A 12,451-nucleotide genomic window follows, 5' to 3' on the forward strand; every position below is an offset into this window, starting at 1 on the left:
ATTGTCCGCTTTGCCGGCGCCGCTTAGATGCCTTCGGACTTTCCACGCCGCCAGTACCCCATAAAGGCCACCCGTCTACGGTCGACGCCGAGATCCCGCACCAGATACCGGCGCAGCTCTTTAACCGTTCCGGCCTCGCCTGCGATCCAGGCATAGAAGTTCGTGGACTCGGCGTGCTCGTTCGGGCTGTCCCGGGCCGGCGATACCGCTGGGGCCGCCTCAGCCCGCTGCGCCGCCGTCGTCGGAGTATCCCAGAGAATCACTTCATCAATGTCGACATCTTCGGGTTCTTCGCCCCTGTGGTTCATTCCAGCGGTGCTGAGCAGTCCGCGCCCGCCGCGGACAGCAGCATCCAGCGCCTCTCCATGGGGACGGCCGTTGCGGGCAAGCCAGGTGATCTCAACGCCGGAAGCGGTATCGATGTCGACAAAATCGTCCGCATCCGGTACCTCCACGTAGGCATTACCGGTGAAGTCTGCCGGAAGCGATTCGAGGATGCAGCTGATCGCGGGCAGGGCGGTTTCGTCGCCGGCGAGCAGGACACGGCGGGTGTGCGGGTGCAGCTCGTCGACATAGCCCGCCGCCGCGCCCCGCGCCATGGCCGGAGGCCGCCACTCGATGCCGGGGCAGGACCCATTGAGTTCATTGGGACCGATGATGGTCAACCGGTCCCCCACCTTCGCCTTCGACGCCCAGTTCGAGGCAGGTCCGCCATTGCCATCGGCGTCCAGATGGATCACGAAATCGACATCGATCTGCGGGCCATACGCTTCCGCTTCCGGACCGTCGAGGCGCGCATTCCGCACCGTATACGTGCGCATGTGGCCGCGGGTTTCCGGATCCATCGCCAGCCACTGCTGGTACCACCCCTGGGCCAGCGTGCCGAACCTGGGCAACGGGTGGCCCAGCGAAGGCACCATCAGCTTAATCCGCAAGTCCAGCGTGGACCGTATCCCACGTTCGTCGACCGGACCCCGGCTGAACTGCGCGAGCCTCTCCCCCGTGAACGTGATGCGGCGGAAATTGGGGCTGAGCTCGGCAATGCCTGCTACCTCGACCTCGAAGGTCAGCATTGGAGGTGCTTCAACGGTGGCGGTCATGAACTTACCTCTGCATGCGTATCGGTGCTGGTATTCGTCTCGTGCGGTGTTTCTTTAGCTTCCTGCGCTGCCGTCGCTGCGCCATGGTGTCGGCCAATGGGAATGATCATGGGTGTGCCCGAGATGGGATCGGCGATAACCCGGGAATCCATTCCAAACACGTTCTGCACCATGGCCTCGGTCACCACTTCGGCGGGTGCACCGGTGGCTGCGATCCGTCCGTTCTTCATCGCGATCAAGTGGTCGGCGTAGCGGGCGGCGAGATTCAGGTCGTGCAGCACAATCGCGATAGTGGTGCCCGCGCGGTGATTCAGGTCCGTCAGCAAGTCCAGCACCTCAATCTGGTGGCTCACATCCAGGAAGGTGGTCGGTTCGTCGAGAAGCAGGATGTCGGTTTCCTGGGCCAGCGCCATGGCAATCCAAACGCGCTGGCGTTGGCCGCCGGACAGTTCGTCCACGGACCGGCTGGCGAGTTCCAGGGTGTCGGTAGCCGCCAAAGCAGCGGCGACGGCGGCGTCGTCGCCCTTGCTCCACTGCCGGAACCAGCCCTGGTGCGGGTAGCGTCCGCGGCCCACCAGATCGGCAACGGTGATTCCGTCCGGCGCGACAGGTGTCTGCGGCAGCAGCCCGAGCATGGTGGCCACCTGCCGGGTCGGCACCGAGTGGATCGATTTTCCATCCAACAGAACCGAGCCGGAACGGGGTTTTAGCAGCCGTGCCAGCCCGCGCAGCAGCGTCGACTTGCCGCAGGCGTTCGCGCCGACGATCATCGTTACCTTGCCGCTGGGAATGGTGATCGTCAAATCTTCGACGACGGTGCGCTCGTCATAGGCCAGAGTCAGATCCTGCGCCTGCAGGAAATGTGTAGTGGTCATGTCGGTCCTTCCTAACCGGCCGTGCCGTTGCGGTTGGCGGAGACCAGCAGCCAGAGCAGGAACGGCGCCCCCATGGCACCGGTAATGACGCCGACCGGCAGGGACACTCCGGGAATCATGTTGGCGGCCACGAAATCGGCGGCGAGCACGATCAGCGCACCAATCAGGGCCGCCGCGGTCAATGAGGCCTTGCCGCCCAGCGCCCGCCGGGCGATGGGTCCGGACAGGAAGGCGATGAAGGCGACCGGCCCGGCAGCTGCGGTGGCGACGGCGGCAAGTGCGACGCCGGCCAGCACCAGCAACAGCCGCGACTTCTCCACCCGTACGCCAAGTCCGGCTGCGGCGTCGTCACCCATTTCCAAGCCGCGCAGGCTCCTGGACAGCACCGTGGCCAGGGGCAGCAGGACCAGCAGGGAAATGCCGAGGATGGACGCGCGGTCCCAGTTGCTCGAATTCAATGATCCGTTCATCCACACCAAAGCATCCTGGGCGGTATTGATATCCGTCCGGGTCAACAGATAGGACACGGCTGCAGCCATGATGGCGGCGAAACCAATGCCCACCAGGATGAGCCGGTAGCCGGCCACACCCCCGCGCCTGGACAGCGCATAAATGGCGCCGGCGATTACCAGCGCACCGATCAAGGCTGCTAGGGACACGGCCAGCCCGGCAGCGCCAAAAACGACGATGGCGAACACCGCCGAGGCGCTGGCTCCATAGCTGATGCCAATGATGTCAGGACTGGCCAGCGGGTTGCGGAGCATGGTTTGGAAAATCGTGCCGGAAACGCCGAATGCAACGCCGATCATCACGGCCACCACCGCACGCGGAAGCTTGTATTCCATCACGATGAAGCTCGCCCCGGGAATTTCCGCCCCACCAATCAACCGGAAAAAGTCCGGGATCGTGACCGTATATGTCCCCAACAGAATATTCACGAAAAAGAGTACGACGACGGCAAACAGCAAGGACGGCAACACCACCCTGGTGCGCCGCGAGTTGCTGCGGCGTGCCAGCCTGACAGTCTCGATGTGCGGAGATTCCAGCGGTTCCCGCTGAGAATTCCGGGCGGAATCCGCGTGCTGGTACAGGACCTGCCGTTGCGAAAGCGAAGCCATCTAGAGTGTCACCAGCTTCCGCCGCCGGACCAGCCAGATGAACACTGGCGCACCGACCAGCGCGGTCATAATTCCAGCCTGGATTTCACTTGGGGGCAGGATGACCCGGCCCACCACATCGGCGCCGATCACCAGCAGCGGGGCGGCGACCGCTGAGAAGGGAAGAATCCAACGGTAGTCAGGACCGCAGATCGTGCGGACCATATGCGGGATCACCAGCCCGACGAACCCGATCGGACCGGCCATCGCCGTAGCGGACCCGCACAAAACGACGACTCCTACAGCGGTAAACGCCCGGGTCAGGCCCACCTTCTGGCCGAGCCCGCGGGCGACATCATCGCCAAGCGAGAGACCGTTGAGGATCCGGCCGGTCAACATCGTCATCAGCAGCCCGACCAGCAGGAACGGCAGGACCGGCAGAATCAGGTCCCAATCGCGGCCGGAAACCGAACCGACCTGCCAGAAGCGGAAATTGTCCAGCGTTTCCTGGGAGGAGACGAGGATGGCATTCATAATTGAAGCCAGCCCGGCGGTCAGGGCGGCCCCGGCGAGCGCGAGTTTGACCGGCGTCGCACCTTCACGACCCATGCTCGCGATGGCATATACGACAACGGAGGCAAAAGCAGCGCCAATGAAGGCGAACCAGATGTAGCCGGTCAGGTCGGTGATGCCGAGGAAGTAGATGGCGAATACGACGGCAAGCGCGGCGCCCGCGTTCACGCCTAGTATGCCCGGGTCGGCGAGCGGGTTGCGTGCCACGCCCTGCATCGCGGCTCCGGCCAGGCCGAGGGCAACACCCACGCAAAGGCCGGTAATGGTTCGAGGTATCCGGGCACGGACCACCGCATGGTCGCCACTGGCTGGATTGAAGTTGAACAGGGCATCGATGACGACCTCGAAGCTTGTCGCTCTGGCGCCGAAGGCCAGGGAGGCTGCACAGAAGAGGACAAGAAGGACGACGCCGGCCAGGAGTTTGAGTGCGTTCCGGCTCTTTGGCGGCCGGCCGAGAGAGTCGACTTCCCGGATGGATTCAGCGTCGGCGTGCAGGTCCACGGAGGAGGCCGATGCTTCATCGCCGGTGGTGGAAGGAGGCAACCTTGTGCTGATTGTTCCGTCCGCAGGGGTGCGCCGGGTATCAGGGGCCACGGCCACGTAAGCACCTCCTCGATTCCTTTGAACTGAACTTAAGTAAGGCTAGCCTATGGCGGCGCCTAATAGGAAACGAATCTGTACCCTAATTCAGCCGTCCGGATCCTTGCTGACACGGCAACCAGGACGGTGCAAGACTGTACGCATGAGTGCAGAACCGCAGGGAGAAGACCAGGAATCCAACGACAGGGATCCTGCCGATGAATCGACCGGCGGCGTGGCCCGACCCTCGGCCAGCAACGAAGGAACCGCGGCGCACGAGGACGACCTCGCGGTCCACCTCAGCAAACTCGCCCGTTCCATGCAGAACGAAGAAGACCCCGACGACATCCTCCGGTCCATGGTGCACGCCGCCATCGAGCTGATTCCCGGCGTCGAACAAGGCTCCGTCAGCGTTGTGACCGGACGCAAGGAGGTCAATTCACGTGCCGCCTCCAGCGAGTTGCCAAAACGGATCGATGCCATCCAGATGGAGGTAGGAGAGGGCCCCTGCCTGGACGCGGTTTACGAACAGCAGACAGTCCGGGTGGCCAACATGAAAGAAGAGCAGCGCTGGCCGCAGTTCAGCCCGCGCGCATTCCAGGCCGGCGCCGGAAGCATGCTCTCGTTCCAGCTCTTCGTCGAAGGTGACAACCTTGGTGCCCTGAACCTCTACGCCGGCGACGTCGACGTTTTCAGCGATGAATCCGAACATATCGGCCTGCTGGTCGCCGCACATGCCGCCGTCGCCTTTGCCGATTCACAGAAGACCAGGCAGCTTAATGAAGCGCTCTCCTCACGGGATCTGATTGGCCAGGCCAAAGGAATCCTGATGGAAAGGCATAAACTCACCGGCCAGCAGGCCTTCCTCGTCCTCGCCAAGGCCAGCCAGAACGCCAACATGAAGCTGATCGACGTGGCCGGAGAGCTCGCCGACACCGGCGAGATCCCCGGTCAAGAAGCCCGGTAATCGGACCCGGTTCGAGATGATCAGGCCGGGTAGTGGGGGCTGTGCCCGGCGGTGACCTTCTCGTCGTCGCGCACGGTTCCCGGAGCAGTTCCGTCTCCGAACGGCCGCCCGCCCAGCTCTTCTCGACCATGTTCACTCATCCAGCCGGACAGATCCGGACCCTTGGGGACGATCTGGGTGGGATTAATGTCCTCGTGCACGATGTAGTAGTGCTGCTTGATCTGCTCAAAATCGATCGTGTCGCCGAAACCGGGAGTCTGGAACAGGTCGCGGGCGTAGCCCCACAACGCCGGCATCTCGCTGAGCTTGTTCCGGTTGCATTTGAAGTGCCCGTGGTAGACCGGATCGAAGCGCACCAATGTGGTGAACAGCCGCACATCCGCTTCTGTAATCGTGTCGCTGACCAGGTAGCGCTGACCGGTCAGGCGCTCCTCCAGCCAGTCGAGCGCGGTGAAAAGGCGATCGTAGGCGTCGTCGTACGCTTGCTGTGAACCGGCAAAACCGCAGCGGTAAACCCCGTTGTTGACCTCGGTGAAGACCCGCTTGTTGACCTTATCGATCTCGTCGCGCTTGTCCTCCGGGTAAAGATCAGGGGCCCCGTCGCGCTGGAACTCAGTCCATTCGCTGGAGAAATCCAAAGTCATCTGCGGGAAATTATTCGTAACAACAGCGCCGGAGGGAATGTCGACGACGGCGGGCACCGTGATTCCGCGGGGATACTCGGGATCGCGCTTGAAGAACGCCTCCTGCAACCGCTCGATGCCCAGCACCGGATCCTTGCCGCCCGGATCCAGATCGAAGGTCCAGCTCCGCTTGTCATGCGTGGGTCCGGGGAATCCAATGGACAGCGCGTCTTCGAGCCCGAGCAGGCGACGGACGATGATGGTCCGGTTTGCCCAGGGGCATGCGCGCGCAGCGATCAGCCGGTAGCGGCCGGCTTCAACCGGGTATCCGTCGGCTCCATCCCTGGTAATCCGCGTTTCGATGTAGTTAGTGTCCCGCTTGAACTCCTGGCCGCCCGTGACGTACGCGCCCTTCGTGCTGTTTTCGCCCATCGTCTTTGCCTGCTTCTCGCTCGTCTGGCTCATGACTGCTCCTACACGTTCGTGAAATACTAAGGCCACTGGCTGTTAGCCTATCGTCAAGGGCAACAACAGCCGAAGGGACTACGCAATGAGCCAGAACCCGGATTCAACGCCGGCATCGGAGCCAGAGAGCGGACGCGGCCCCGCTGGGTCCGCCCCCGAGGGCACTGGGGGCCCCGCCCCGAAGGAGCAGCCAGGTTCCCGAGCCGGCCCGCGACGAAAGCACGGCTCACGCACCGGCGCGTTGTGGGTTTCCACTACAGCGTCGATCGTGCTGTTGATTCTGCTGATCATTTTCATCCTGCAGAATAACGGACCTGTCAGCATCGTTTTCTTCGGTTTTGAAGGATCAGTCCCGCTCGGCATGGCCCTGCTGATTGCGGCAGTGGCGGGCGCCGCCGTCGTCGCCATTGCCGGCATCGCCCGGCTGGCACAGATACGGATCAACGCACGGCGTGCCCGGAAACAGCAAGGCTAAGTGACCGCGGCGCCAGCATCGCCTGGCTCCGCTGCCGCTGACTTTCGCGGTTCATTCACGACGATCCGGGCGCAGCAATACACGCCCTCGGGATCCGGAATCGCTTCATGCCGGTTGTCCTGGCAGCCGGCCACCGCGCCCTCGAGCAATGCGCCGTTAAGACTGCAGACGACGTCGATATGGTTCCGCGCCAGCCGGTGGAAGGGGCAGTTGCCGAGCACGAAACCACCGGCGTCGTCGGACTCCGGTTCGAAACCATTGCGTTCCAGGACCGCTTCGATGGTGCCTGCCTCGGCGCCCATTTTCTCGCCTGCCGCCCGGGCCAGCCGCTGAAGCACGACCGAGGCCGGCTCCCCCGACGTCGCAGATTCCGTGATCGCAGCGGCCATCAGGTCGCCGGCCAATTCATAGTGCCGGTCCGGAATTGACGCCGATACCTCGCTGACCGCCGGCCGGTAAAACTTCGCCGGACGGCCTGAGCCCGGACCTTGCTTCTGGCCCAGCTTGTGGAATTCGGTGACCAGCAGGCCTTCCTTAACCAACCGGTCCAAATGGAATGAGGCCGTGCTGCGGGACATCTCCAGCGCCGCCGCCGCATCGTCCCGGCTCACCGGATCTCCGCTGCGGGACACCAGGTCGAACAAAGCCCGGCGCGATGGATCGTCGAGGCACGTCACAGCGGATATCCGCTGGCTGTGCGGCAACTCCTGCATCAGAAACCTGTCTGTCGACGTCTGCTATTGACACCAACAGTATCCGCTTCTAAAGTCAGAATTGTCAATTATAGAAGATCCGATGAGGTGGGTTTCATGTTACTGGACGCCGACTCCCAGGAAATGCTGCTCGATTCGATGCAGGCACCATCAGGTACGGCTACCGGGCCGGACCTTGTCCAACCTACCCGGCCGGAGCTGGCGGAACATACCGGTTCAGACCTGGCCGAACCCACCGGGCCGGAGCTCGAGACGACGGTCGATCTCGCCGCCGCCGAGCAGGCCATGCGGCAGTTCCTCAAAGCGCTCGGCCGCGACCCGTCCGACCCGCACCTGGCCGACACACCCCGCCGGGTCGCCCATGCCTTCGACGAGCTCCTCACCCCTCGCACCAGCACGTGGACCACCTTCCCGAACAGCGAGGGCTACTCGGAGCTGGTCCTGGTTAAGGACATCCCCTTCCACTCGCTGTGTGCCCACCATCTACTGCCCTTCCGCGGAACCGCGCACATCGGCTACCTGCCCGGCGACCGGCTGCTCGGCCTGTCCAAGCTCGCCCGCGGACTGGAACTCTTCGCCCGCGACCTGCAGATCCAGGAACGGCTGACCAAGCAAGTGGCCGACTGGCTGCAGGCAACGCTGCAACCGCGCGGGGTCGGTGTCGTCCTCGAGGCAGAGCACTTATGCATGTCCCTGCGCGGCGTAGCGGTCAGCGGCTCCCGGACGCAGACCTCAACTTTCTACGGTGATCTTGCCGTGGCCGGACCCATGCGGGACCAGTTCTCCGCCCCGATGAACCTATAAGGAACGAACGAGGAACGATCATGACAACCGAATCAATGGTGATTGCCGGTGGCGGGCTGGCCGGAGCGACGGCGGCCGAGACGCTGCGCTCGGAGGGATTCGACGGACCGGTCGTGCTGATTGGCTCGGAGAATCATCAGCCGTACCTGCGCCCGCCACTCTCCAAGGAATACCTGCAGACCGGCGACGCCGCCGTTCTGCCGGTGCTCGCCGAAAATTGGTACAAGGAGCACGACGTCGAACTGGTCACCGACTCGGTTTCCAGCCTGGATCCCGCCGCGTCACAGGTGCAGCTGGAGTCCGGCCGCAGCCTTCGCTACCACCGCCTCCTATTGGCCACCGGGTGCAGCCCGCGGAAGTTGCCCATTCCTGGAGCGGAGCTGGACGGCGTTCATTATCTCCGTACTGTCGAAGACAGTGACCGGTTGCATGCCGCACTTGCAGGCGGCGGCCGGCGGCTCGTCGTCGTCGGCTCCGGCTGGATTGGCATGGAGGTCGCGGCCAGCGCCAGCATGCTGGGCAACGAGGTGACTGTCCTGGGGCTCGAAGACGTCCCGCTGTCGGGTGTGCTCGGTCCCAAGCTGGGCACCGCCTTCCAGAACCTGCACATCAGCCACGGCGTGCGTTTCAAGCTACCCGGCTCGGCCGTGGAAATCAGTGGCGACGGCGGCAAAGTCACCCATGTAGTGACAAACGACGGCAGCCGGATTGATGCTGACGTCATGCTGATTGCGATCGGCGTCGTTCCGAATACCGGCCTGGCCGAGCAAGCCGGGCTCGCGACCGGCAACGGCATCCTGGTCAATGAGTCGCTGCAGACCTCCGACCCGAATATCTACGCCGCGGGCGACGTCGCCAACGCCTTCCATCCCGTACTGCAGGACAGACTGCGGAGCGAGCACTGGGCCAACGCAATCACCGGAGGCAAAACCGCGGCCAAGGCCATGCTCGGCCAGACCGTGCAGCAGAACGATATCCCGTACTTCTATACCGATCAGTTCGACCTCGGGATGGAGTACTCCGGCTACGGCCCACTGACTCCGGGTGCGGATATCGTCACCCGCGGCTCGGTCGAGTCCGGTGAGTTCATCGCCTTCTGGCTGCGGCACGGAAAGGTCGTCGCCGGGATGAACGTCAATGTCTGGGACGTCCAGGACGGCATTCAGGAACTGATCCGCTCCGCACGCCCTGTCGAAACCACGCGGCTGGCGGATCCGGACGTCCCCTTGGACGAGGTCTGATATGACGAAAAGCGCAACGGAGCTGAGCGCCTCCCCATCAGCCTCATCCTTCTTCCAGCCAGACTTGCGGCACGCGGTACACGACTTCGGCACGCGCGTTATGGACTTTGACCGCCAGATTGCACTGATGGCCATCGTGAACCGCACGCCGGATTCGTTTTATGACGCCGGCAGCACCTTCGCATTGGAGGCTGCGGTGACTGCCGCGCTGGCCGCCGTCGACGCCGGTGCTGATTGGGTGGACATTGGCGGCGCCCCCTTTGCGCCCGGCCGTGAAGTCAGCATTGCGGAGGAGCTGGACCGCGTGGTCCCGGTCATCGAACGCGTGCACGCCGCTTCCGACGTCGTTATTTCAGTCGACACTTTCCGTCCCGAAGTTGCCGCGGCCGCAATTACCGCGGGAGCCGCCGTCGTCAATGACACCACTGGACTGCAGAATACGGAGCTTGCCGACGTCGTCGCCCGTTCCGGCGCGCATCTGGTGATCACGCACAGCCTCGCCGCGCCGCGTACGCCCTACCCCCGCCCGCAATACCGGGATGTGGTGGCCGAGGTGGCGGATTTTCTCTGGGCGAAGGCCGAACTCGCGATGGACCTGGGCATCTCGGCGGACAAAATCATCATCGATCCCGGCCACGATTTGAACAAGAACACGATGCATTCACTGGAACTTACCCGCCGATTCAACGAGATTGCTGCCCTCGGATTCCCCACCCTGGCAGCGGTTTCGAACAAAGACTTCATTGGCGAGACCCTGGACCAGGAGAAACGGCAGCGGACGGACGGATCGCTCGCCGCCGCCATCATATGCATCCTGAACGGCGCCCGGATTGTGCGGATGCATGACGTCGCAGCAGCCAACTCCGCGGTCCGGTTCACTGAGGCCACCCTCGGGTTCCGGCCGCCCGCATACCTGCGGCACAACATGGGAGACGTGAACGAGTGACTGACACAGCGAATCCCGGCCCGCTTCCCGCTCCTGTTTCCGCGACAAGCCCGGCTGCTTCCGCCCCGCCGTCGGCCCCGTCCTCCATTCCGATCCGCCGCCTGCTCCCCTGGCCCACAGTCGATGAAGCCACGGACGGGCAACTGCTCGAGTGGTATGCCCCGCCAGCTGCTGGTGACGCGAATCCCTGGGTGCGGTTCAATTTCATCTCGAGCCTCGACGGTTCCGCGACTCTGCACGGTTTGTCCGGCGGACTGGCATCAGAGGCGGACAAGCGCATTTTCAATCTGCTCCGCTGGCCCGCCGATGTCATCCTGATCGGCGCCCAGACCGTTCGGGCGGAGGGGTACGCCGGCTCCCTGCTGGACGAAAACGGCCGGCGATGGCGACAGGAACATGGCCTGACAGAGCACCCGGTTCCCGCCGTCGTGTCCGGAAGCTTGCATCTCGAGCCCGCCAGTGCCTTTTTTACCGAGGCGCCGGTCAAGCCCATCGTTGTCACCGGCGGGAATTCATCCCCGGAACGACGGCGGCAGTTTGAGCGGTGTGCGGATTTGATCGTCTGCGGGGAGAACCGGATCGACATTGACATACTGCTCAAGGAACTCGCCGGGCGGGGACACCGGCAGATCCTGTGCGAAGGCGGCCCGCACCTGTTTGGCTCCTTCCAGCAGGCTGGGCTTGTCGACGAACTTTGCCTTTCCCTCAGTCCGACGCTGGTTGCCGGGCAGGATATGCGGATTGCCGTTAGCACTCCTGAGGAAGGCGTTCCCGGAACAGCCAGCAACGCCCCTAACCCAGTGGCGGGCAATGCCGCTATCCCAATGGCGCTGCGGCACGTGCTTGCCGCCGGAGACATGCTTTTCATGCGCTACTTAGCGAACAGAGAGAAAACGGACTCCGACGTCAATACGGATGCTGGCTCAGGCGATCCCGTCTAGCGGCAGTCGTCCGGCGGATCGATGGACGTGTTGCCTGCTCCCGCTCCACTACGGCACCACTCTGCCCCCTCCGTTGAGCCACTTCTAATACCTCGGAGCCGTTTTCGTTATTGTTTCGTTACCTGTTCTCGTCGTCCTGTTCGAATAATGTCAGTGGCGGCTGGTGTACTGAAGGTATGGCAAACGAGGAAGCACCAGAGGGCGGGAGCAGCGACGGCGCTCCCACCGGTGCCTTCGAGCTTCCCGAACTGGCCGGCCCACTCGGCGACGTGGTGCCCGGGGTCTTGTCCTTCGATGAAGCGACCATGGCCCTGGTCTCGGCCGGGCAGCTCATCGCGTGGGCGGAGGGGCTCAAAGCCCGCCTGGTCACCCGGCTCTGTGAAACCTCCGCCGGCACGGTCCCCCAGGCCGATCCCGCCGGCCCGTCACGGAACGCCGAACGCCTGGCCCGGATGAACGTCGAGGGCGAAGTCAGCGGGGCGTTGACCATCGCAACGAGGACAGCGCAGAAACTCATTTTCGAAAGCACCGAACTGGTCGGCTCTTTCCCCGCCACGCTCGAACGCCTCGAAACCGGGGAACTGAACCGGGACCAGGCCATGGTCATCATCGACCAGGCACAAACCCTCCCCGAAGACGCCCAACCCGAATTCGAGAAGGAAGTGCTTACCGAAGCTCCCGGCCTGCCACGGCCGAAGCTGGCCGGCAAGGCCGAGCGCCTGCGCGAACGGATGCATCCCGAATCCGGCGCCCGGCGGAAAAAGAAAGCAGCCTGCGACCGCAGGGCCTGGTTCCAGCCCGCCGAAGACGGCATGGCCTGGCTCGGCGCCTACCTGCCCGCCGAAGCCGCCACCGCCGCCTTCAACCGAATCACCGACGCCGCCCGGTCCCTGCGTTCCCCGGACGAGGAGCGGACCGGCGCCCAACTGAGTGCCGACGTGTTCACCGACCTCCTCCTCGGCGCCGGGCCGATCCCAGATGGACCAATTGCGGGCCTGAACGATGACAACAACAACGATCGTGGCAGGGGTGGGAATCCGTCCCCCGGCTCA

The 12,451-nt window shown here is 63.8% G+C and carries 13 protein-coding genes; 7 read left to right on the top strand and 6 right to left on the bottom strand.

Annotated features, from left to right (window positions below; all coding sequences use genetic code 11):
- Nucleotides 1–23: 23 nt before the first annotated feature.
- The 4 genes from ACX80B_RS16900 to ACX80B_RS16915 are packed head-to-tail and all read right to left on the bottom strand — an operon-like array spanning nt 24 to nt 4,119.
- A complete protein-coding gene (locus ACX80B_RS16900; protein WP_459298293.1) occupies nt 24–1,100 on the bottom strand; it encodes a siderophore-interacting protein in 1,077 nt (358 codons plus the stop codon).
- Nucleotides 1,097–1,975: an ABC transporter ATP-binding protein gene (locus ACX80B_RS16905; protein ID WP_459298295.1), complete on the bottom strand. Its 879-nt coding sequence runs from the start codon at nt 1,973–1,975 to the stop codon at nt 1,097–1,099. The genes ACX80B_RS16900 and ACX80B_RS16905 overlap by 4 nt, the downstream gene beginning before the upstream one ends.
- An 11-nt stretch (nt 1,976–1,986) precedes the next feature.
- Nucleotides 1,987–3,093: a FecCD family ABC transporter permease gene (locus ACX80B_RS16910; RefSeq protein WP_459298297.1), complete on the bottom strand. Its 1,107-nt coding sequence runs from the start codon at nt 3,091–3,093 to the stop codon at nt 1,987–1,989.
- Nucleotides 3,094–4,119 carry a FecCD family ABC transporter permease gene (locus ACX80B_RS16915; protein WP_459298327.1) on the bottom strand — a complete coding sequence of 342 codons (1,026 nt, stop codon included), beginning with the start codon at nt 4,117–4,119 and terminating at the stop codon, nt 3,094–3,096. It lies immediately after the preceding gene.
- A gap of 268 nt (nt 4,120–4,387) precedes the next feature.
- On the opposite strand from ACX80B_RS16915, the gene ACX80B_RS16920 reads away from it, so the two are divergent.
- Nucleotides 4,388–5,191: a GAF and ANTAR domain-containing protein gene (locus ACX80B_RS16920; RefSeq protein WP_459298299.1), complete on the top strand. Its 804-nt coding sequence runs from the start codon at nt 4,388–4,390 to the stop codon at nt 5,189–5,191.
- A 20-nt stretch (nt 5,192–5,211) separates the two neighbouring features.
- On the opposite strand, the gene ACX80B_RS16925 is transcribed toward ACX80B_RS16920, so the two are convergent.
- Nucleotides 5,212–6,279 carry a glutathione S-transferase family protein gene (locus ACX80B_RS16925; protein ID WP_459298301.1) on the bottom strand — a complete coding sequence of 356 codons (1,068 nt, stop codon included), beginning with the start codon at nt 6,277–6,279 and terminating at the stop codon, nt 5,212–5,214.
- An 85-nt stretch (nt 6,280–6,364) separates the two neighbouring features.
- On the opposite strand from ACX80B_RS16925, the gene ACX80B_RS16930 reads away from it, so the two are divergent.
- Nucleotides 6,365–6,754, top strand: coding sequence for a lipopolysaccharide assembly protein LapA domain-containing protein (locus ACX80B_RS16930; RefSeq protein ID WP_459298303.1), 390 nt, complete (start codon nt 6,365–6,367; stop codon nt 6,752–6,754).
- Here the strand turns inward: ACX80B_RS16930 and ACX80B_RS16935 are convergent.
- Complete coding sequence (locus tag ACX80B_RS16935; RefSeq protein WP_459298305.1) at nt 6,751–7,467, bottom strand: helix-turn-helix transcriptional regulator; 717 nt, start codon at nt 7,465–7,467, stop codon at nt 6,751–6,753. The genes ACX80B_RS16930 and ACX80B_RS16935 overlap by 4 nt on opposite strands.
- 96 nt (nt 7,468–7,563) lie before the next feature.
- On the opposite strand from ACX80B_RS16935, the gene folE reads away from it, so the two are divergent.
- From folE to ACX80B_RS16960, 5 genes are all read left to right on the top strand, one after another.
- A complete protein-coding gene (gene folE, locus ACX80B_RS16940; RefSeq protein WP_459298307.1) occupies nt 7,564–8,271 on the top strand; it encodes a GTP cyclohydrolase I in 708 nt (235 codons plus the stop codon).
- A gap of 20 nt (nt 8,272–8,291) precedes the next feature.
- Entirely contained in the window at nt 8,292–9,512 is a 1,221-nt protein-coding gene (locus ACX80B_RS16945; protein WP_459298309.1) for an NAD(P)/FAD-dependent oxidoreductase, read from the top strand.
- Between the two features lies 1 nt (nt 9,513).
- Nucleotides 9,514–10,458, top strand: coding sequence for a dihydropteroate synthase (gene folP / locus ACX80B_RS16950; RefSeq protein WP_459298311.1), 945 nt, complete (start codon nt 9,514–9,516; stop codon nt 10,456–10,458).
- Nucleotides 10,455–11,399: a pyrimidine reductase family protein gene (locus ACX80B_RS16955; RefSeq protein ID WP_459298313.1), complete on the top strand. Its 945-nt coding sequence runs from the start codon at nt 10,455–10,457 to the stop codon at nt 11,397–11,399. Before folP ends, ACX80B_RS16955 begins: the two co-directional genes overlap by 4 nt.
- Before the next feature lie 176 nt (nt 11,400–11,575).
- On the top strand, nt 11,576–12,451 hold an 876-nt coding region (locus ACX80B_RS16960; protein ID WP_459298315.1), incomplete at its 3' end, for a DUF222 domain-containing protein.

The sequence above is a fragment of the Arthrobacter monumenti genome, assembly GCF_054511255.1.